Origin of the sequence: Thalassospira sp. ER-Se-21-Dark (genome assembly GCF_017922435.1) — a bacterium.
Classification (GTDB): Bacteria; Pseudomonadota; Alphaproteobacteria; order Rhodospirillales; family Thalassospiraceae; genus Thalassospira.
Genome location: NZ_VDEZ01000001.1, coordinates 14,985 through 34,529 on the forward strand (window position 1 = coordinate 14,985; position 19,545 = coordinate 34,529).

Annotated in this window: 21 protein-coding genes; 6 read left to right on the forward strand and 15 right to left on the reverse strand. The window is 54.5% G+C overall.

From position 1 onward, the window contains the following. Window positions 1-205 precede the first annotated feature (205 nt). A complete protein-coding gene (locus tag FHI25_RS00070; RefSeq protein ID WP_008891661.1) occupies window positions 206-370 on the reverse strand; it encodes a DUF465 domain-containing protein in 165 nt (54 codons plus the stop codon). A 115-nt stretch (window positions 371-485) separates the two neighbouring features. Here FHI25_RS00070 and FHI25_RS00075 point away from each other — a divergent pair, with 115 nt between their 5' ends. Beyond that, on the forward strand, window positions 486-1,103 hold the full coding sequence (locus FHI25_RS00075; protein WP_064779464.1) for a UbiX family flavin prenyltransferase: 618 nt from the start codon (window positions 486-488) through the stop codon (window positions 1,101-1,103). A gap of 12 nt (window positions 1,104-1,115) precedes the next feature. Here FHI25_RS00075 and FHI25_RS00080 read toward each other — a convergent pair whose 3' ends face one another. Both FHI25_RS00080 and FHI25_RS00085 read right to left on the reverse strand, forming a co-directional pair. After that, complete coding sequence (locus FHI25_RS00080; protein WP_210513930.1) at window positions 1,116-1,580, reverse strand: TIGR02444 family protein; 465 nt, start codon at window positions 1,578-1,580, stop codon at window positions 1,116-1,118. Window positions 1,581-1,608: 28 nt separating this feature from the next. Then, on the reverse strand, window positions 1,609-2,715 hold the full coding sequence (locus tag FHI25_RS00085) for an ATP-dependent 6-phosphofructokinase (RefSeq protein ID WP_210513932.1): 1,107 nt from the start codon (window positions 2,713-2,715) through the stop codon (window positions 1,609-1,611). A gap of 120 nt (window positions 2,716-2,835) precedes the next feature. On the opposite strand from FHI25_RS00085, the gene FHI25_RS00090 reads away from it, so the two are divergent. Beyond that, on the forward strand, window positions 2,836-3,042 hold the full coding sequence (locus tag FHI25_RS00090; RefSeq protein WP_008891665.1) for a DUF465 domain-containing protein: 207 nt from the start codon (window positions 2,836-2,838) through the stop codon (window positions 3,040-3,042). Between the two features lie 48 nt (window positions 3,043-3,090). On the opposite strand, the gene FHI25_RS00095 is transcribed toward FHI25_RS00090, so the two are convergent. After that, window positions 3,091-3,903 carry a diguanylate cyclase gene (locus FHI25_RS00095; RefSeq protein ID WP_246878838.1) on the reverse strand — a complete coding sequence of 271 codons (813 nt, stop codon included), beginning with the start codon at window positions 3,901-3,903 and terminating at the stop codon, window positions 3,091-3,093. A 283-nt stretch (window positions 3,904-4,186) separates the two neighbouring features. On the opposite strand from FHI25_RS00095, the gene purE reads away from it, so the two are divergent. The 3 genes from purE to FHI25_RS00110 all read left to right on the forward strand — a co-directional run bounded on the left by purE (window position 4,187) and on the right by FHI25_RS00110 (window position 6,735). Continuing rightward, entirely contained in the window at window positions 4,187-4,687 is a 501-nt protein-coding gene (gene purE, locus FHI25_RS00100) for a 5-(carboxyamino)imidazole ribonucleotide mutase (protein ID WP_008891667.1), read from the forward strand. 102 nt (window positions 4,688-4,789) lie between these two features. Then, on the forward strand, window positions 4,790-5,875 hold the full coding sequence (locus FHI25_RS00105) for a 5-(carboxyamino)imidazole ribonucleotide synthase (RefSeq protein ID WP_210513934.1): 1,086 nt from the start codon (window positions 4,790-4,792) through the stop codon (window positions 5,873-5,875). A 179-nt stretch (window positions 5,876-6,054) separates the two neighbouring features. Further along, on the forward strand, window positions 6,055-6,735 hold the full coding sequence (locus tag FHI25_RS00110) for a thermonuclease family protein (protein WP_210513936.1): 681 nt from the start codon (window positions 6,055-6,057) through the stop codon (window positions 6,733-6,735). A 274-nt stretch (window positions 6,736-7,009) separates the two neighbouring features. On the opposite strand, the gene FHI25_RS00115 is transcribed toward FHI25_RS00110, so the two are convergent. From FHI25_RS00115 to FHI25_RS00130, 4 genes are read right to left on the reverse strand one after another with little or no spacing between them, the layout of a single operon-like run. Then, window positions 7,010-7,705: a COQ9 family protein gene (locus FHI25_RS00115; RefSeq protein WP_210513938.1), complete on the reverse strand. Its 696-nt coding sequence runs from the start codon at window positions 7,703-7,705 to the stop codon at window positions 7,010-7,012. After that, window positions 7,706-8,290: a peptide deformylase gene (def, locus tag FHI25_RS00120; protein ID WP_210513940.1), complete on the reverse strand. Its 585-nt coding sequence runs from the start codon at window positions 8,288-8,290 to the stop codon at window positions 7,706-7,708. A 52-nt stretch (window positions 8,291-8,342) separates the two neighbouring features. Further along, a complete protein-coding gene (locus FHI25_RS00125; protein ID WP_210513942.1) occupies window positions 8,343-9,575 on the reverse strand; it encodes a biotin/lipoyl-binding protein in 1,233 nt (410 codons plus the stop codon). After that, complete coding sequence (locus FHI25_RS00130) at window positions 9,568-9,981, reverse strand: hypothetical protein (RefSeq protein ID WP_210513944.1); 414 nt, start codon at window positions 9,979-9,981, stop codon at window positions 9,568-9,570. The genes FHI25_RS00125 and FHI25_RS00130 overlap by 8 nt, the downstream gene beginning before the upstream one ends. A gap of 361 nt (window positions 9,982-10,342) precedes the next feature. Between FHI25_RS00130 and rpsU the strand changes: the two genes are divergently transcribed. After that, entirely contained in the window at window positions 10,343-10,546 is a 204-nt protein-coding gene (gene rpsU / locus FHI25_RS00135) for a 30S ribosomal protein S21 (protein WP_008891676.1), read from the forward strand. A gap of 153 nt (window positions 10,547-10,699) precedes the next feature. Here rpsU and FHI25_RS00140 read toward each other — a convergent pair whose 3' ends face one another. From FHI25_RS00140 to FHI25_RS00170, 7 genes are all read right to left on the reverse strand, one after another. After that, entirely contained in the window at window positions 10,700-11,464 is a 765-nt protein-coding gene (locus FHI25_RS00140) for an SDR family oxidoreductase (protein ID WP_210513946.1), read from the reverse strand. Window positions 11,465-11,601: 137 nt separating this feature from the next. Next, window positions 11,602-12,189 (reverse strand): hypothetical protein, encoded by a 588-nt coding sequence (locus tag FHI25_RS00145; protein WP_210513948.1) that lies wholly within the window; start codon window positions 12,187-12,189, stop codon window positions 11,602-11,604. Window positions 12,190-12,308: 119 nt separating this feature from the next. Next, on the reverse strand, window positions 12,309-13,706 hold the full coding sequence (locus tag FHI25_RS00150; RefSeq protein ID WP_008891679.1) for an NAD(P)(+) transhydrogenase (Re/Si-specific) subunit beta: 1,398 nt from the start codon (window positions 13,704-13,706) through the stop codon (window positions 12,309-12,311). A 12-nt stretch (window positions 13,707-13,718) separates the two neighbouring features. Then, window positions 13,719-14,150, reverse strand: a complete 432-nt coding sequence (locus FHI25_RS00155) for an NAD(P) transhydrogenase subunit alpha (protein WP_008891680.1) — start codon at window positions 14,148-14,150, stop codon at window positions 13,719-13,721. Then, window positions 14,143-15,306, reverse strand: a complete 1,164-nt coding sequence (locus FHI25_RS00160; RefSeq protein ID WP_008891681.1) for a Re/Si-specific NAD(P)(+) transhydrogenase subunit alpha — start codon at window positions 15,304-15,306, stop codon at window positions 14,143-14,145. Before FHI25_RS00160 ends, FHI25_RS00155 begins: the two co-directional genes overlap by 8 nt. Before the next feature lie 772 nt (window positions 15,307-16,078). Beyond that, window positions 16,079-17,458 (reverse strand): AarF/UbiB family protein, encoded by a 1,380-nt coding sequence (locus tag FHI25_RS00165; RefSeq protein ID WP_210513950.1) that lies wholly within the window; start codon window positions 17,456-17,458, stop codon window positions 16,079-16,081. Between the two features lies 1 nt (window position 17,459). After that, window positions 17,460-19,235, reverse strand: coding sequence for a M3 family oligoendopeptidase (locus FHI25_RS00170; protein ID WP_210513952.1), 1,776 nt, complete (start codon window positions 19,233-19,235; stop codon window positions 17,460-17,462). Window positions 19,236-19,545 lie beyond the last annotated feature (310 nt).

A 19,545-nucleotide genomic window follows, 5' to 3' on the forward strand; every position in this document is an offset into this window, starting at 1 on the left:
TCAGGGGTTTCGTATCTGTTTGCAGCGATATGATGAATGTGGGAAGTTGCCCGTGATTTTGAAGTGCAGACATAAAGTTGCCGCCTCAAGCGTGGGCGTTAAGATGAGGCGGCAAAAGCAAGAGTTAGGAAATCTTTGAGGTCGTCAAACCGTTCGCATGGGGGATCGCGTGTTCTTGATCACGCGTTTGGCCATGCCACAACGGCTAATGGGTTATTCGGTTTATCTCGTCCTTGATTTCAAGCTTGCGGCGTTTAATGTCTGCAACAACGGAATCGTTGGGCGCCGGGCGGCGCGTCTCGAGGTGGAGTTCCTGCTCTAGTGCAGCATGTTTGGCAGTTAGAGCTTCGATATGGCTTTGAACGCTCATTCGCCTACTCCTTATATCTGACATTGCCCACAACAAGATGGTATTAATTTCGTAACATGATTTCCAGTGTTTCGATCAGAAACGTGAACAAGAACACAGCCCGGCAAGGATTGGCATGACGCAAAAAGATCGACTTATCATTGGCATAACCGGCGCATCGGGCGTGATTTATGGCATACGTTTTTTACAGTTGCTGAAAAATACGCCAATCGAGACTCATCTGGTTCTTTCCAAAGCAGCCGAGCGCACCATCGCCTATGAGACCGATTTTAAAATCCGCGAAATCAAGGAGATGGCTGACGTTGTCCATGACAATGCCGACATCGGTGCCTCGATTGCATCCGGTTCTTTTCGCGCCCGCGGTATGATCATTGCCCCCTGCTCGATGAAGTCGCTGGCCGAGGTCGCAAGCGGAGTCGCAGATAATCTGATCGCGCGTGCCGCCGATGTGATCCTTAAAGAGCGTAAGCGTCTTGTCCTGATGGCACGTGAAACACCGCTTCATGCCGGCCATATCCGCAACATGGCGCTGGCAACAGAAAACGGCGCGATCATTGCCCCGCCGGTCCCGGCATTCTATGCCCGGCCGCAATCACTTGATGAAATGGTGACGCAAAGCTGCGGTCGCATTCTTGATCTGTTTGAGATTGATCTGCCCGAAACAGCCCGCTGGGGCGATACCGAGGCCGCCAATCCAATCCCGGTCACCGGCAAACCCAAAACGCGCGAATAGGATAACCGGGCGCTAGGCAATCCCCATCATCCGGGTCAGGTCGCCAAGCGCCTTGTCACAGGCCTGCTGATCCAACGCGAACCGGTTGGGAGACAAATAGGCATGGGCGGCGGCCATCGGATCATCACTGGGCACGGCATCAACCGCGTCGCACAGGATGTGCTGTTCGATGCGTTCGGCCTGCAATTCGTCTGATTTGACCTTCTGGCGCAGTTCCTGTGCACTGGTACGCGGATCATCGCGCAGGTGTCGCCGTGTCTGGCGCAGTGGCTTGATCACGTTTTCGCGCCAGTCACGCACAGATGCCTCAAGTGCTGAAATGCTTAGCGGTGCTAGTCCCTTTTGGCCCAGAAAGAACATGAAAAGCAGCATGTTCACATCAAGGTCACAGCGTTCCTGAAGATCAAGGCACAACTTGGCGACGCCATCGCGACCGTACATCGCGACAGTAAAGGCCCAGACTTCTTCCTGATCCATTCCCAACCTGCTGTGCTTTTATTGGATATCAAACGGTTTTGGCCGTTCTGGCGACTTTCGGCGGATGCCCCATATAGGCGCCAAGCCCCTTGGCGGTCGAGACCATCGTGCCTTGGGTATCCACAAGCCGCGGGCCGACAATAACATCTTCCATCGCAACATCGACGACTTTGCGCTGCTGCCAGGCGCAGACACGATCAAATTTCTTTTCTGCGATCAAATCCACCGCATGCACACCAAAGGCCGATGCAATCACACGGTCACGTGGCGATGGCGTGCCACCGCGCTGAACATGCCCCAACACAGTCACACGGGTTTCCCAGCCGGTTCGCGCGCCCAGTTCATCGGCAAGCCAATGGCCGATGCCGCCATAGCGGACCTTCTGGCCATCATCACCAAGGGTTACCGCCGATCCATCATCACGTTTGACCGCCTCGGCAACGATCACAAGCGCATGGTTGCGGCCGCTTTTGCGGATATTGAGGCAATGCTGGCTAAGCTCATCAAGGTCATAATCCATTTCCGGGATCAGGATGACATCCGCCCCGCCCGCAACCCCAGCAAACAGGGCAATATGCCCGGCATCACGGCCCATAACCTCAAGGATCATGATCCGTTCATGGGATGCCGCGGTTGGTTGCAAACGATCAAGGGCGTCGGTTGCGACATTCACCGCCGTAGTAAAGCCAATGGAATATTCCGTCTGGGCAAGGTCGTTATCAACCGTCTTTGGGATCCCCACCAGATTGATACCGCCCATCTTGGCCAAACGATGCAGGATCGCCATGCTGCCATCGCCACCAATGCCAATCAGGGCATCAAGACCAAGCTTGTGATAGCCTTCAATGACTTCACTTGATCGGTCGGCAAAGCTGCCATCAGGCATCGGATAATGGAACGGATCGCCCTTGTTCACCGTGCCAAGGATCGTACCGCCAAGACGCAGCAACCCGTCACTATTGACCTGATCATTAAGGTCAATGGCCTGGGGCGGGTCCTGCATCAGGCCATGGGTTCCCTGACGAATACCGACAACATCCCAGCCATAGCCAAGAACCGCACGGCGGACCACCGCAAGAATAACCGCGTTCAATCCGGCGCAATCACCGCCACTGGTCAAAACTCCGATGCGCATTTGTTTCCTTCCCGATCGTGGCAAATTTGTTTTACAGGGTGGTACAAATCATATGGGTTGCCAACATGATATCTGGTATTATCACTGTCCCCTCGCATTGGTTATTAAGCTGGATCAAAAATGGACGAAATCAATCAGATCGAGATTGAAAAGAGACTTCTTTCGCTCCGCGAGGAACACCGTGATCTGGACGTCGCCATCGAACAAATGGTTCAGGCCCCCCATCATGATCAACTGCGTCTTGGCCGCATGAAAAAGCGCAAATTGGCCTTAAAGGACGAAATCCTTTATATCGAGTCGCAGCTGGTCCCAGACATTATCGCCTGATTTACCGTCGGCCACGTCAAACTCTGCCTGATGTAAAATGGGAAGTAATCAGATGCCCTGCGGAATTCGATCCAGCCGGGCCAGATACATTTCCTTGTGCGCACGCAGGGCCGCATCTGTTGCCTTCAGGGCCGAGGCCGGCGTATCGCCGCTTTGGGCGTGATAAAGGCCGAATACCGGCACAACCGGGATCGGTTTGCCCTTGTGGGTATAGGGATGTTGATCAAGCCATCTTGTGATGGCGTCAACGCGTTGCCAGACATCTTCCTTGTCAACATTGTACATCAGGGCGGCAAAGTCATTGCAGCCGAGATATCCCAAATGATGCGGCGCCATGATGAAATCGGCCATGATGCGCCGGACATAGTTAAACAGACCGTCTTTGCAGTCCTGCCCGTGAAGTTGCAGGATGTCGTCAAGATTGGCCAGTTCGCACATTAACACCATCCGGCTTGTCCGATCCGCGCCAACCAGTGACATTTCGTTTTCAAGGATCTGCATGAAGGCCGGCCGGCTGATCGCGCCGGTAAAGGGATCGCGGCCCTCATTGCGGGCCAGATGGGCCTGGCGTTGCTTCAGTTCATTGAGATTTTCGGTCAAGCCGTTGATGCGCACCATCAGGCGACCAATCGCCTGTTCTACCGCAGGTGTCACCTGTTGGTCCGGAATACCCAGAACGTTTGCGATATCGGGGGTATGATAGGGTATCTTGTCGACCGGATCCGGTATGGCGTCGGTGTCGATATCAACCTGATGGTCCTGATTTGGCGCACGACGACGGCCCGCATCCTTGCCATATGCAAGAATCCCGTAAGGGCTTGATGGATATCGTCCATCCCCGCCCCCCATAAAGGGTGTCATTGATCCTGGTCTTGTGACTTTCATGTCTGACCTTCGCGTGCTACCTGCACAGTTATATAAGGCAATGGTAAACAATAGATCAAAAACGCAATTAATTCATCAAGATTTTCAATCCTGAGTGACATTATTCGCGATTTGCCATTACTTCATGAATTTCTTAATAAGGCCAACATCATATACAAGGCTTTTCCCGATAAGACAATCCCGCAAGCAAGCTTGCATGATAGAACTTGCTGCATATAATGCGGGCCTTCATGAAACCGCCCGAAACGGAGCCGCCACTATGAGCGATCAAACCCCGGTCATCGGCATTATCATGGGAAGCCAGTCAGACTGGGAAACCATGAAAAATGCAGCAGATGTCCTTGATGCGTTGAACGTCGCGTACGAGACCAAGATCGTCTCCGCCCATCGCACGCCTGATCGCCTGTATGACTATGCCAAGACTGCAAAGTCGCGCGGCCTTAAGGTCATCATCGCCGGTGCCGGTGGTGCGGCTCACCTTCCGGGCATGGCTGCGGCCATGACCCCGCTTCCGGTTCTGGGTGTTCCGGTTCAAAGCCGTACACTCAAGGGCCTCGATAGCCTGCTTTCCATCGTTCAGATGCCGGGCGGCGTTCCGGTCGGCACCCTTGCCATCGGTTCTGCCGGCGCCAAGAATGCCGGTCTGATGGCAGCCGAAATCATGGCGCTTATGGATGATGGCCTTGCCGCCCGCCTTGATGACTGGCGCGCAGCCCAGACCGCATCGGTCGCAGACGAGCCGGTCGACCCGGCACCCTGATCTCCTGATCTGAAAAAGGCGCCCCGACGGGGCGCGTTTTTGTTTGATTGCACCAGATTTGACGATTGCCCGACAGATGGGCGAGTTTTGATCGAGGAATACATGACGGATTTCGACACGCGCATTATCGCCCCGGGCAGCACCATTGGCATTATGGGCAACGGCCAGCTTGGCCGCATGGCTGCCTTCTGTGCGGCGGAGCTTGGCTATAAGGTCCATGTGTTTGGCCCGGGTGCCGACAGCCCGACCGAACAGGTCTGCGCCAAGGCGACCGTTGCCGATTACAGCGACCTTGATGCGCTCCGCGCCTTTGCCGAGGATGTCGATGTCGTGACGTTTGAATTTGAAAACGTCCCGCATGACAGCGTCAAACTGCTGGCCGATCTTGTGCCGGTCCGTCCGGGCTGGAAATGCCTGCACATTTCGCAAAATCGCCTGCGCGAGAAGACCTTCTGCAATGATCACGGCATTGGCACCGCGCCGTTTGAGGCGGTTCGATCCCTTGCCGATCTTGAAGCCGCCGTTGCCAAGCTTGGCCGTCCGTCGGTTCTGAAAACCACTGAACTGGGTTATGACGGCAAGGGCCAGGTCAAGATCGCTGCTGATACCGACCTTGCCGCGGCCTGGTCTGAAATGGGCGGGGCCGAGGCCATCCTTGAAGGCTTCATCTCGTTCGAGCGCGAGATTTCCGTGATTGTTGCCCGTGGCGTAAAAGGCGACACCGCCTGCTTCTGCCCGGTCGAGAACGTGCATACCAATCACATCCTTGATGTCACCGTTGCCCCGGCGGAAATCGCAGACGACCTGTCCAAGAAGGCCGAAGACATTGCGATCAAACTGGTCAGCGCGATGGAATTTGTCGGGCTTCTGGCGGTTGAGATGTTTGTCACCTCTGATGGCAACATTCTGGTCAATGAAGTTGCCCCGCGCCCGCACAATTCCGGTCACTGGACGATCGATGCCTGCATTACCAGCCAGTTCGAACAGTTCATCCGGGCTGTTTGCGGCCTGCCGCTGGGCGATCCGGCCCATCATTCCAAGGCCCGCATGAAGAACCTTTTGGGGGATGACATCAATGACTGGCAGGCAATTTTGACCGAGCCGAATGCCAAACTGCACCTTTACGGCAAGGCCGAAGCAAAGCCCGGCCGCAAGATGGGCCATGTGACCTGGGTTCTGCCGAAATAAGGCATCCCCAACGCCCAAGCAAAACAACAAGAAGCCCCGGATGCCAAGCGTGTCCGGGGCTTTTTCGTATGTGATTCATAACGTTACACACAACATCATCCGACTGGCATTTTATGCCCAGTTGATTGGCATCCGGTTTGCTGTTGTCAGGACAGGAAACTCTTTACGGATGACATGTGATGAAAAAACTTCTGATCATTCTTTCACTGACCCTTGGCCTGATCGCCGTTGAAAGCCGCACGAACCAAGCTACGGCCACACCGGGGGCCGCAGGCTTCCCGGATGTGATCGAAGGCGACAAGCTGCGCTTTGGCAATCTGATTGTCGAACTGTTTGGCATTCGCGCGCCAAAACCCGGCATGATCTGCCGGGCCGGTTCGGTCGAATTTCAGTGTGGTGCGGCGGCTGCCCAGGCGCTTGATCGCATCATCGAAAACTATGCGATCAAATGTCAGCAGGTTTCGGACGTTCAACTGTTCCCGATGCTGACCGAATGCCAGATGGGTCAGGTTGACCTCAACCGTCTGATCCTGCGCGCCGGTTGGGCGATGGTTGATATGGTCAGCTGCGACACCCATCCGAGCTGCACCACGTATTTGCGTGATCAGCAGTTCGCCAAGGACAACAAAAAGGGCATCTGGATGGGCACACCGCCGTCCGAACTGGTCGCGCTTGCGGCCAAGCCGGCAAAATATGACCTTCAGGAAGCCGATGATGCCAACGCGCTTAAAACCCTGATTGAGGATGAGCTTGAACCACAGCGCCCGGAAAACCCGATCGAGATTGATCTGGCATCTGAAATGGAAGAAGCCAACAAACCAGATATGACGCTCCTAAGCTTCCTGACCAATACCTTCTGATCAGGCCGCATCACTGCGTCCGAAAAAGTTTCCTTCCCTCAAAACTTAGGGTCAGGACCCATTAATTTGATATCAATGGCAGACGTTATATTTGCAAACTCCGGCGTCAAATCCCTTGCGCGGGGAACCACCCCGCTCTACGGCATTTTTCTTGGATTTCACAAATATAACGTCTGCCATTGATATCAAATTAATGGGTCCTGACCCTAAAACGCCACCGGCACAATGCACGGTGGCGTTTTTGTATTCAGCGGGCTTTTTGACGGCCTTTGTATCAGCCACCAAACTGGCGGCGCATCCGGCCGGGCGTTGGCATGCAACGCGCAATCTTGGCCCCCATTTTAAACGGGGCGGCGGCAAACTTGCCAGCCTTGCCAATCTTGCCGGTAATTTTCGGGATCTGCATGACATTGCCAATCCGGCGATCCAGGAATGCCCAGCTATCGGCATGGCCTTCGGATGTGTCATCCAGCCAATAGGCAAGCGTTGATCCATAGACACCAGCAAGCAACATGCGCTTGGTGTACCAGTTATGATCGGTCGAGGTATCACCCGCTGCCACCCACATCGCATCCACCGTCCCATGGGTCAGTTTCAGACCAAGGGCGGCATTTTGCGGCAGGGTCATGAAGGCAAGGGCGGCACGAACAGTGTCCTTTTGCCCCTCGACCAGCTCAAGGCGGGTTTTGACCGCGGTTGCGATGCGGTCACGAATTTTCAGGTTCTCAAGGCCCTTTTCATCAAGGGCCGCGATCATCTTGCGATCGGTCATTTCGACATACGTAACGATGGCCTGACGAATGCCGTTGGGAAGCAACCGATCCACCTCGCCCGGTGCAAGGTCAAGGTCTTCTGCCCCGGCATGAAGTGCCTGTTTGGTCCAGCCATCGAACGGCACATGTTCAAGGGCTGCCTCGACCAGTGCTTCGCGCTGGGCTTGCAGACGGGTCATGCTTTCAGTAACAGACATTCAGGCCTCCTCGTCATCAGATGCTGCGTCAGTTGTCGCCGATTGTCTAAAGTTAGTCTCGGGCGGGTTTTCGCGCAATTCCTCGTTAAAACCAAGCAACGACATATCTTCCATACGTTCGGGATACATAACCCCGATCAAATGATCATATTCGTGCTGAACCACGCGGGCATGGAAGCCACCGGCGGTGCGTTCCACAGCTTCGCCCTTCTCATTTAACCCGCGGTAACGGATTTTGTTCCATCGCGGCACCACCCCCTGAAGGCCCGGGATAGACAAACATCCCTCCCAGCCATCAACGATTTCATCACCAATCGGCTCGATTTCCGGGTTGATCAGGACACTTAAGGGCACCTCGCCATCGTCAGGATCATCGCTTTTGCGAAGGGCCGGCACGTAATAGACCATGATCGCCAATGACTGAAACACCTGCGGGGCCGCAAGGCCAACGCCCCCGGCATCCTTCATGGTGTCTTTCATATCAGCAATCAGGCGCTGAACTTCAGGATCTAGCGGGTCTTCGACACGGTCTGCGACACGGCGCAGAACCGGATGGCCCATCCGGGCAATTTTAAGGATCGACATGGCCCTATATCCAACCAAAAACGACCGGCTGTAAAGTCCTAATGCCCTGCCTCTAGTGTCCCGCAAAGACCAGAGTCTGTATCGGCCAGATCAATGCCTGCACGCGCAACAGGATGGCATGCACCGCACCCACTGTTTGCACCATATGCAAAAACAGCCAGCGCCCCGTTCCGATATCAGGATCTTCAAGCTGATCATGGGTGTTGGTATAGGCATTGGCGACGCATTTACTGCCAAGCGGCACATCACGGATCGTTTCCGGATAAAGCGGCACCATCTTGGCCAGGAAGGTGCCCGGCCTTGTGCGATCAGTGATATCAAGCAACTGGTCCGTTGGCCGGAATTGGCCAGCGGCAATCACCGGCTGCACGTCGGTGACCACCATCGGGATGATTTCAAACGGCAATGAGGCACAAGTCACCTCGGTAATCACACCGGGCTTGACCACCTGTGTGGCGATCTGGGCAAAGCCCGCCTGATAGATCGTCTCGCCATCCTTTTCCGGGATCAGGATTCCCGCCGGGCGCAGGACCGGACTGACATAATCACCAACTTGCAGGGCAAATTGCTGGATCTTTCCGGCCACACCGGCACGTACCACGGTTTTGGAAAGCTCTGCCTCTGCCGACCTTAATGCTGCTTGCGCATTGGCAAGCTGCGCCGGAAGCAGGCTTTGAAGCTTGGTTTCAATCACCGTCATGCTTGCAAGGGCGGCGTTCAGCCCGCCTTGCCGGGTTGTCAACGATACTTCCAGGCGTTCGACCTCGCGGCGCGAAACCGCATTGTTCCCGCGCGACAAAAGATCGGCTTTGACTTCAAGCTCGTCGCGCACCTGATTATAAGCACCGCGGGCCTGTTCAACATTGCCCTCGGCGACGGCAAGGTCAGCACGGGTGACATCCATCTGGGCGAGGATTTCGGCAATGCGTTGCTCGGCCATGGCGACGGCTTCGCGTTCGACCCGGTTATCAATACGAAACAGAGGATCGCCACCCGCCACGACCTGATCGTTATCGACGTAAATCTCGACCACGCGCCCACCCTTTTCCGGCAGGATAGTCACGGTTCTGAAAAATGACGACACATTCATGGTCGACGGATGGAAATAGAAAATCGTCGCAATAAGCGTGATCGTCAGGATCGCACAGCCAACAATGCCGTAGCGCAACTCATACCAGACGGAAAACAGGGTGATTTCCTTGCCAATCCGTTTGCCCTGCTTGTAACGGCGAAACAGGTAATCGGGCAGGATGGTGAACAGCGAACACAAAAGAAGCTCAAACATCTTTGGCATTCTCCTGCGTCGTTACTGGCTCTGACGCAACGGGCGAGTCGTCGACAGCCCCCCTGTTGCGTGCCATTGCCTTGACGGACTGGGCAATCGACTGGAGCGGGCTATAGAAATCCGGCACCTGAACCACCGCAATCACAAGGGCAGCCAACCAGAACAGGTTGTTATGGGTAAACAATGCCAGAAGGGTCAGGATACTAATCAGCTGGATTTGGGTATGGTTGGCGTGATGGGCCATGCGTTCGGGAAGTGCATGCAGGCTAAGATAAAGCGCCCCTGCACCGAACACCGCCAACACCACGAACCAGACAACAATGGTGAATAAAACATCTGTTTCACCGGGGGCTGTGACAAAAAACGGCGCATGTGCAATCGCCGTTTCGCGCAAACCACCTTCCATTTCCCATCCTCCGAGCTGTTTGCATATCCCGCCCGGAAACCCGGGGAAACCAGATCATCTACCCGATCAGGATCAGGCAATAGATGTTGTTATCTCAAAGTATTATAACAACTTTTAAGGCATTTCTACCATATGGTTATCGCCACACGGTTTTAAAGCAACCAAAACGGAAAACCCGGTAATTGCCCAAAGGGTTCGCCAAAACGCGGCCAATAAACGCCAAAGGCGAACATCCCCTTCCCTCTTTTCTTTTTGCCAGATTTGCACTATATACAGCCCACGGTCAGTTTGACCGTAAATCCAACCGGGGGGCATTCCGCACTCCGGGTGTTTTTGTTTTTTTGAAAGGAGCGTGGTTTCCGTGCAGGTAATCGTTCGCGACAACAATGTCGATCAGGCTCTGAAAGCGCTTAAGAAAAAGATGCAGCGCGAGGGCATTTTCCGTGAGATGAAACTCCGTCGCCACTTTGAAAAGCCGTCGGAGAAGAAAGCTCGCGAAGGGGCGGAAGCAATCCGTCGTGCCCGCAAGCTGGAGCGTAAGCGCATCGAGCGCGAAGGCTTCTAGTCTTTTTCACTTTCGGGGTATCTCGAACGTGACTGTACGATCGAATTTAGCTTGCTAAATTCGGACCCGTGCGCCAAGCCCGCCTCGGAGCAATCCGGGCGGGTTTGGTTTTTTCTGGGCCTTGGCCGCAATCATGACCTGATCAAGAATTGATCAAGCGGCCTTGCAGATCGAGTTGCCACCATCGGCCAGCATGGCAGAGCCGGTAACAAAGCTTGAATGATCAGACGCCAGGAACAAGGCCGCTTTGGCGATTTCAGCTGGCTCGGCAATCCGGCCAAGGGCGTGGAACTTTTCCACCATTGCCCGTGCTTCCGGATCATTGGCAAAGCTTGCCGCCATCGGGGTATCTGTTCCGCCCGGCAACAAGGCATTTACCCGCACATTGGCCCCGCCATATTCGACCGCCAGACATTGCGCCATACCGATCAAGCCCATTTTACTTGCCGCATAGGCCGCCATGCCCGGCAGGCCAATGGTATGTCCAACAAAGGTAGAAGTAAAAATAACTGATCCGCCACCGCGTTTGGCAATGGTGGGCATCTGGTATTTCGCTCCGAACATGGCTGATGTCAGATTGGTTCGAATGGTTTTCTCCCACTCCCCAACATCAATATCGCTCAGCGCACCGGGTGATCCGAGGGTTCCGGCATTGTTGAACCCCACATCAAGCCCGCCATATTCACCAATCGCGGCATCAACCAATGCCTTGGCAAACGCCTCGTCGCAGACATCCCCGGCAAGGGCAAATGCCTTGCCACCTGCCCCATTGATTTCCGTCACAACCTGATCAAGCCGATCTTCCGAGCGCGCCGCAAGCACAAGCTTTGCCCCTTCCCGGGCAAACAGTTTGGCCGATGCAGCGCCGATCCCGGAACTTGCACCGGTGATGATAACAACCTTGTCTTCAAGCAACATGATCTATCCAATCCATCTGGCACCAGTCCGGTTGAGTGGGTGGTGCGGTTAGCGATGGCAAAAGGATATGGGGCAGAGCCCATTGTTGCTCGCCGGTTTCGGACCTCACGTTGGTGTCGCGCAGAAACCCGGATGTATCAGTCGCCCGATACCCACGAGCGGATGTCATCCATCATCGTCGGCTCATAGCCAATCGGTTCAGGCATCGGCTCAGACCGCACAATGATGCCCGACTGGGTACGATAGACGGTATAAAGCGTATCTTCTTCGATATCGGTAAAGGTTGAACTGCCATATTCGGCATCGACCAGGAAATTCCATTCCGCCAGATAGTTCACCAGATCAAGCACATCGCCCTGCCCCAGATCATAGGCCATCTTCGGCTTGGTGTTTTCATCATTGATGTCGCGGTAACGGCCTTCAAAACGCACCAGCTTATAGCGCGCATCCATGCCCATCACATTGGCCCAGGGCTTCAGCTTGATGAACTCGGCATCAATTCGCCACTGATCACCGTAAATCTCAAAGATGCCGACATCCCCGCCTTCGCCTGCCGCCAGATGCGCCTCGAACAAGTCCTCTTCAAGCGGCTCGAAATACATCTTGGCAATCGGCTCCTCGACTGTCAGCCGGACATAGGTCAGGATCGTCAGCCCCATGGACGCAACCAGCGCCACAGCAAGCACAACCACCAAAAGCAGAGAAACCCTTACTAACCGAAACATGCGACCTTCCGAACCAAAACTTCAGGGCGAAGCATGACAGAACTATAAGACGTTGTAGCGCCGAAAAAAAGGCGGCCCCATCGGAGCCGCCTTTTGTCTTTTCAAACCGGATGGTTTGATCAGTTATCGAGATGCATGACGATTTCTTCACACATCTTTTTGGCATCGCCGAACAGCATCATGGTGTTGTCCTTGAAGAACAGTTCGTTCTGGATGCCAGCGTAACCGGCTGACATGCCGCGTTTGACGAACAGGACCGTTTTGGCCTTTTCGACTTCAAGGATCGGCATGCCGAAGATCGGGCTTGCCGGGTCGGTTTTGGCTGCCGGGTTGGTGATATCATTGGCACCAATCACGAAGGCAACGTCAGCCGATCCGAAATCACGGTTGATTTCTTCCATTTCCAAGACGTCGTCATAGGGCACGCTGGCCTCGGCCAGAAGCACGTTCATGTGACCCGGCATACGTCCTGCCACCGGATGGATGGCGTAGCGGACTTTGACACCCTCGGCTTTGAGGATATCAGCCATTTCACGCAGCGCATGCTGTGCCTGTGCGACGGCCATGCCATAGCCCGGCACGATGATGACGCTCGATGCATTCTTCATGATGAAGGATGCATCATCGGCCGATCCGGATTTGACCGAACGATCACCATCGCCGCCCGCACCGGCGGCTGCTTCGCCCTCTGCGCCAAAGCCACCAAAGATGACATTGAAGATCGAGCGGTTCATGCCCTTGCACATGATGTAGGACAGGATCGCACCCGACGCGCCGACAAGCGCACCGGTAATGATCAGCGCACTGTTCTGAAGCGTAAAGCCGATGCCACATGCCGCCCAACCCGAGTAAGAGTTCAGCATGGAAACAACGACCGGCATGTCTGCCCCGCCAATCGGAATGATCAGCGTGACACCCAGAACAAGCGCCAGTGCCACAAGGATCCAGAAGGCCGTATGGCTTTCGGTCACCACCAGGATGATGCCAAAGACAACGATGGCAATCCCGATGGCAAGGTTAAGCATATGCTGCCCCTTGAACCGGACAGGCGTGCCCGAAACGATGCCCTGCAACTTACCAAACGCAATCAAGGATCCCGTGAAGGTAATCGCACCAATCGCAACACCAAGGCCCATTTCAATCAGGCTGGCAGCACCGATATTGCCCGCCGTTCCGATACCATAGGCACCCGGCGAATAAAGGGCTGCGCCGGCGACAAACACCGCCGCCAAACCGACCAGCGAGTGGAAGGCCGCAACAAGTTGTGGCAATGCGGTCATCTGGATCTTGAGCGCGATGACCGTACCAATCGCACCACCGATCAGAATACCGACGATGATGGTTGTGTATGACAGCACGGCCGGGCTTGCCAGCGTGGTAAAGATGGCGATTGCCATACCCACCATGCCAAGGATGTTCCCGGTCCGGGCCGATTCAGGTGACGAAAGTCCGCGCAACGAAAGAATGAAGCAGACCGAGGCCACCAGATACAGGAAAGCCGATAGGTTTTCCGACATTGTGTGTTCCCCCTACTTCTTTTTCTTGAACATATGCAGCATGCGCTGGGCGACGATGAAGCCACCGAAAATGTTGACCGAGGCCAACACCACCGCAATGAAGCCCATCATCTTGGAGAAGTTCATCTCCACCGGGCCTGCTGCCAGAAGCGCACCGACGATAATCACCGACGAAATGGCGTTGGTCACAGCCATCAGGGGTGAATGAAGGGCCGGGGTAACTTTCCACACGACGTAATAGCCAACAAAGCAGGCCAAGACGAAGACGGTCAGGCCAAGGACCGTCGGGCTAACGCCTGATCCCTGGACCGCGACCGCGGCTGTGCCTGCGGCATCGGACGCGCCACTTGCCAGACTGTCGGCAAGTTTGGCGGCCTTTTCCGCAAGGCCAAGGGCGGCATCGCGGAGTTCATTTGCATTCTGGGCTACGGATTGATCAGCCATTTGCGACCTCCTCCCCGCCGAATTTCGGATGAACGACCTTTCCATCATGGGTCAGGCGCGTCTCGGCGATGATCTGGTCCTCGCCATTAAACGACAGCGTGCCTTTGTCCTTATCGACAGAAAGGGTGATGAAGTTCAAAAGGTTCTTGGCATACATCGCCGTTGCATCGGTTGCGACGGAACTGGTGATGTTGGCAGGACCAATCAGCTTGACGCCATTATCGGTCATTACCGTCTCACCAAGTTTCACACCGGCAACGTTACCACCACGTTCAGCCGCCAGGTCAATAATGACCGAGCCCGGCTTCATGCCCGCCACCATATCGGCGGTGACGATTTCCGGTGCCGGACGGCCCGGAATAAGGGCCGTGGTAATGACGATGTCGGTCTTGGTCAGAACCTCTTTCAGCTTTTCAGCCTGTTTCTTTTTGTAGTCGTCCGACATTTCCTTGGCATAGCCGCCGGATGTTTCGGCATCAGACGCCGTGTCGTCTTCGACTTCAATAAAGGTCCCGCCAAGCGATTGAACCTGTTCCTTGACCGCCGGGCGCACATCAAATGCCGATACAACGGCACCAAGGCGCTTGGCGGTTGCAATCGCCTGAAGGCCGGCAACACCGGCCCCGACCACGACAACACGTGCAGGTGCAAGTGTGCCCGCCGCCGTCATCATCATCGGATAGATGCGGCCAAATTCATGGGCGGCATCCAGAACGGCGCGATAGCCCGCCAGGTTGGATTGCGAGGACAGCACATCCATCGACTGTGCGCGTGAAATACGCGGCATCAGTTCCATCGAATAGCCATCAACACCCGCCTTTGCCATCGCCTCGATCAGGTCCTTGCGATCATAGGGCTCAAGCAGGGCCACAACCGCGGCCCCCTTTTTATAGGCGGTTAATTCGTTGGTTTTGCCGTCAATGACAGGTGGGCGCACCTTGAAGATGACATCAGCATCCTTCACGGTGGTTTTCATTGTTTTGGCAATGGTTGCACCAGCATCGACAAAGCGATCATCCGGTATGGCGGCGTCTATTCCGGCGCCAGCCTCGATTGCAACGTCAAACCCCAGAGCCTTAAGCTTCTTAACGGTCTCTGGCGTGACGGCAACGCGCTTTTCCCCGGGCCATATTTCCTTTGGAACGGCCAGTTTCATCGCGTTTGACCTCCTTCCCTAAATGATTGGTCAGTTTGACAATCCGTCTTCATTCAAAGCAACCGGTTCCAGAACGTCGTTTTGCGTTCCTTGTGGACCGATCACCGGGCAACCCTTGTCCAGTTCAAGTCATCCGGGCCAGCACACCTACACCTAAAGCGGCCCGAAAAAGAAAAAGGCGGTTCTTCAGCAATCGCAGAAGAAACCGCCCACTTTCCCACCACGCATTACAAGGCAAAAAACCTTGCTGACATATCAGGTCCCACCCGCCATTGGTGCTCAGGACAAACAATCAATGACGCCCTGCATGTCTGCGTTGAAAGCAAGATGCGATTTCTGATCGGCAACCACAATCCGAAAAACCGACAAAAAAGCACTTTAACTTTATATCAGTTAATATATTGAAAAATCTATTATGTGCGGAAATTCGCACATTTCATTTCCATTATGGAACAGGTCCTGATCCGGATCGTCACACAATAGAACGTTGATTTTTGGCAGTTTCCCCTGTTTTCGCCTCACGTTGTAAGTGAATATTATCTTACAAATAAACGCCCAAGTCTTCATTTATTCCCAAATGGGCACGCAATAGGGAACGTTGCAAACGCAAAAAGGTTCGCAAAAATATTCTCGATTTTTGGGAAACCAAACCGGATCAGACAGCAACAATCGGATTTTCCGTCGCGCAATTTGCCCAAATGGGCGCTCGACTCTGCATTGAAAACCCGACTCGCTTGGGTCCGGATATGTTGGTGAATGCGCCTGGCGCGCCTTATTGGTCGGGGCGTTCCAAACCGATCTGGGCCAGCGCATCTTTTTGACGGGCTTCAAGTTTTGCCACGTCAAAATCGCCAACAAGGTCGTTAAACAGGCGATACCAGTTCACCTCTGCATCAAGACGCAGGAAAACCGCGCCAAGCCCGACCGCCGCGCGGTCAACCAGAACGAATTCACGGGGTGGTTTGACTCCACCGACACGGCGGAGTTCCTGATGCACCTTGCCCGCGACCTCTGCGCCATAGGCGACAGAGTTGGTTTCGCCCATCTTGCGTTCGCGGTCATCAAGGATCGGGCCATATACGAAGCTGGCCCAGATATTGAGCACATCAATCAGTTCGCGTGATGGATTTTCAAAGCCCCAGCTTTCATAGGCTGAAACGGCCTTTTCCTCGTCCTCGTCACGAAGGGCTTCATAAAGCGTAATCACCGCTCTTACGAAGTCGGGCTTGAAAATGCGGATACAGCCGAAATCCAGAAGATTGACCGAAAGGTCATCGCGCAGGGTGTAATTACCCAGATGCGGATCGCCATGGATCACGCCATAACGGTAAAACGGCACATACCAGGCGCGAAACATATTGAGCGCCACCTGATTGCGCGCATCCTGATCGGGATCGCTTTCAAGGAAGTGTTTGAACTTCTGCCCGGCTTGCCAGGTCATGGTCAAAAGCCGCTTGGTGGTCAGTTCATCAACCGGTTCAGGCACATGAACACAGTCCTCATCGGCCAGCATATGGCGATAAAGGCGCATATGCTTGGCTTCACGCTCATAATCAAGTTCTTCGCGCAGGCGGGCGGTCAGTTCTTCCTGAATGTTTTGCGCATCAATTGCGCTGTCATAGCGTTTGTATATCGCAAAGGCTGCGCGCAGCTGCTTAAGGTCGGCCTCAACCGTTGCCGACATATCCGGGTATTGCAGCTTGCACGCCACATCACGCCCATCAGGAAGGACTGCCTTGTGCACTTGCCCGAGAGATGCCGCCGCCACGGCATCGTGGCTGAATTCGGTGAATTTCGATTGCCATCCCGCGCCCAGTTCGCTGCGCATGCGGCGCTTGACAAACAGCCACCCCATGCTGGGCGCATCAGCCTGCAGTTCCGCAAGCGCCTGGGTATATTCCTTGGGCAGGGCATCGGGGATGGTGGATAAGATCTGGGCGACCTTCATCAACGGCCCCTTGAGCCCGCCGAGGGCCGAGGTCAGTTCGGCGGCGTATTTGGCGTGATCAATCTCGCCGCCGAACATTTTTCCCGTGGCAAGGCGCGCAGCCAGTTTGCTGGCCGATGCGCCCACCCGTGCATAACGACGAACCCGCCCGCCAAACCTGTTTTCCTCGTTTGCGGCGGTATAATCATCGTCGTTATCACTCATATCAGGAAAGCTCCTCCAGCTCGTCGATCATGCGTTTGATCATATTAAGGCCCCGCTGCCAGAAGGCCGGGTCCGATGCATCAAGTCCGAACGGTGCCAGAAGTTCTTTATGCCGTTTGGTGCCCCCGGCCTTCAGCATATCAAGATACTTCTGCTGGAAGCCGTCTTCGGCACCCTGATAAACGTCATAAAGCGAGTTCACCAGGCAATCGCCAAAGGCATAGGCATAGACATAGAACGGCGAATGGATGAAGTGCGGAATATAAGACCAGTAGTACTTGTATTCGTCTTCATAACGGATGGCATCGCCCAGGCTTTCATGCTGTACGGCAATCCAGATCTCGCAGATCTCATCGACGGTCAATTCACCTTCGCGGCGCTTTTCATGGACGCGCTTTTCGAATTCAAAGAACGCGATCTGACGCACGACGGTGTTGAGCATGTCCTCAACCTTGCCAGCCAGCATGATACGCTTCATCTTCGGATCCGTTTCCGAACGCAGCATCGACTGGAAAGTCAGCATTTCACCAAACACTGACGCGGTTTCAGCCAGTGTCAGCGGCGTATCAGACAGGAAATAGCCCTGCTCTGCCGCCAGCACCTGATGCACACCATGGCCAAGCTCATGGGCCAGCGTCATCACATCACGGGTTTTGCCGTGATAGTTCAGCAGCAAATAAGGATGTGCCGACGGTACAGTCGGATGGGCAAAGGCGCCCGATGATTTACCCGCACGCGGTGGCACATCGATCCACGGATTATCAAAGAATTTCTGACCAACTTCGGCCAGTTCAGGGGAAAATTCGCCATAGGCCTTCAACACGGTCGAACGCGCAGTATCCCAATCAATCTGACGATCATCATCATCAGGCAGCGGCGCATTGCGATCCCAGTAATCAAGCTGATCGACACCGAACCACTTCGCCTTCAGGCGGTAATAACGGTGCGACAGGTCGGCATGGCTGTTTTTAACGGCGGTATTGAGCGCATCGACAACCTCGTCCTCTACCTGGTTGGACAGGTTGCGCGACGATACCGGGGTTGGGAATTTGCGCAGGCGATCATCAATTTCCTTGTCCTTGGCAAGAGTATTGGTGATGTGCGCCAGAAGCTTGATGTTCTTGCCCAGAACGTCACCAATTGATTTCGCGGCCTTCTTGCGATCTTCGACCTTGCTTGATGAAAGCATGTTGGCGGCATCTGACATGGTCAGCTCTTCGCCATCAATCGGGAAGCGGAGCTCCGCCATGGTCTGATCAAACAGGCGCACCCATGCGGCTGATCCGGCAACGCGGCGTTCATGCAGGACCTGCTCGACCTCGTCGGAGAGTTGATGCGGGCGGAAGGCACGGTTTTCATCAAGCCACGGGCGATAACGACGCAGCGCCTCGCTTTGTTCGTATTTCGCATCGAGCGATGCTTCTTCGATCCGGTTAATCTCAAGACCAAAGAACAGCGACAGGCTGGAAATGCCGGTCATTTCTTCCTGAACGAACTGATAGAACTGGCCGATGGCCGCGTCCGAGCTATCCCCGGCATATTTAAGCTGGGCGAACGAGCCGATCTTGCCGCAAATCTCGCTGATGGCTTCGTATTCGACAATGGCGGCTGCCAGCTCATCACCCGACAGGTCATTGAGCTTGCCCTGATAGCTTTTCTGGAACGCCTGAGAGCGGCTTTTGGCATCATCAAGATCGCGCCGGATATTCGGGTCTTTCAGATCGTTATAGAGATCAGTCAGATCCCAGGTCGGCAAATTCTTGTTGATCGCGTTCATTTGTCCTCCAGACAGTCTCTTTGATCATCCTGACCCGATATATAGCCTGTCAAAGCCATAGCACCAGACCTGTTCACAGATACGGTTTCAAATTGCTGGGTCGATCATATCGTTCCTTGCACCATCGACAACCGCAAAGCCATATCCAGCCCAAACAAACTGCAATTTGCAGTACACTTGCACCGGAACAAGGCATTGAAACGCACGTTGCTGTGATATCGGTGACAATTCGGACTTTAAAATGTCATTTTCAGGCTGCGCAATTGTGCAATCCCTGATAACAAATTCATCTTGGAACGTTCGTTTATTC

What these genes read in the sequence shown, in the direction of transcription:
- def (WP_210513940.1), bottom strand. Translation starts at nt 8,290, where the DNA reads ATGTCGATCCTTAAAATTGCCCGGATGGGCCATCCGGTTCTGCGCCGT.
- purE (WP_008891667.1), top strand. Translation starts at nt 4,187, where the DNA reads ATGAGCGATCAAACCCCGGTCATCGGCATTATCATGGGAAGCCAGTCA.
- FHI25_RS00095 (WP_246878838.1), bottom strand. Translation starts at nt 3,903, where the DNA reads ATGACACCCTTTATGGGGGGCGGGGATGGACGATATCCATCAAGCCCT.
- FHI25_RS00105 (WP_210513934.1), top strand. Translation starts at nt 4,790, where the DNA reads ATGACGGATTTCGACACGCGCATTATCGCCCCGGGCAGCACCATTGGC.
- FHI25_RS00125 (WP_210513942.1), bottom strand. Translation starts at nt 9,575, where the DNA reads ATGTTTGAGCTTCTTTTGTGTTCGCTGTTCACCATCCTGCCCGATTAC.
- FHI25_RS00145 (WP_210513948.1), bottom strand. Translation starts at nt 12,189, where the DNA reads ATGTTTCGGTTAGTAAGGGTTTCTCTGCTTTTGGTGGTTGTGCTTGCT.
- FHI25_RS00170 (WP_210513952.1), bottom strand. Translation starts at nt 19,235, where the DNA reads ATGAACGCGATCAACAAGAATTTGCCGACCTGGGATCTGACTGATCTC.
- FHI25_RS00150 (WP_008891679.1), bottom strand. Translation starts at nt 13,706, where the DNA reads ATGTCGGAAAACCTATCGGCTTTCCTGTATCTGGTGGCCTCGGTCTGC.
- FHI25_RS00130 (WP_210513944.1), bottom strand. Translation starts at nt 9,981, where the DNA reads ATGGAAGGTGGTTTGCGCGAAACGGCGATTGCACATGCGCCGTTTTTT.
- FHI25_RS00075 (WP_064779464.1), top strand. Translation starts at nt 486, where the DNA reads ATGACGCAAAAAGATCGACTTATCATTGGCATAACCGGCGCATCGGGC.
- FHI25_RS00090 (WP_008891665.1), top strand. Translation starts at nt 2,836, where the DNA reads ATGGACGAAATCAATCAGATCGAGATTGAAAAGAGACTTCTTTCGCTC.
- FHI25_RS00115 (WP_210513938.1), bottom strand. Translation starts at nt 7,705, where the DNA reads ATGTCTGTTACTGAAAGCATGACCCGTCTGCAAGCCCAGCGCGAAGCA.
- FHI25_RS00140 (WP_210513946.1), bottom strand. Translation starts at nt 11,464, where the DNA reads ATGTTGCTTGAAGACAAGGTTGTTATCATCACCGGTGCAAGTTCCGGG.
- FHI25_RS00080 (WP_210513930.1), bottom strand. Translation starts at nt 1,580, where the DNA reads ATGGATCAGGAAGAAGTCTGGGCCTTTACTGTCGCGATGTACGGTCGC.
- FHI25_RS00070 (WP_008891661.1), bottom strand. Translation starts at nt 370, where the DNA reads ATGAGCGTTCAAAGCCATATCGAAGCTCTAACTGCCAAACATGCTGCA.
- FHI25_RS00155 (WP_008891680.1), bottom strand. Translation starts at nt 14,150, where the DNA reads ATGGCTGATCAATCCGTAGCCCAGAATGCAAATGAACTCCGCGATGCC.
- FHI25_RS00165 (WP_210513950.1), bottom strand. Translation starts at nt 17,458, where the DNA reads ATGAGTGATAACGACGATGATTATACCGCCGCAAACGAGGAAAACAGG.
- FHI25_RS00110 (WP_210513936.1), top strand. Translation starts at nt 6,055, where the DNA reads ATGAAAAAACTTCTGATCATTCTTTCACTGACCCTTGGCCTGATCGCC.
- FHI25_RS00160 (WP_008891681.1), bottom strand. Translation starts at nt 15,306, where the DNA reads ATGAAACTGGCCGTTCCAAAGGAAATATGGCCCGGGGAAAAGCGCGTT.
- FHI25_RS00085 (WP_210513932.1), bottom strand. Translation starts at nt 2,715, where the DNA reads ATGCGCATCGGAGTTTTGACCAGTGGCGGTGATTGCGCCGGATTGAAC.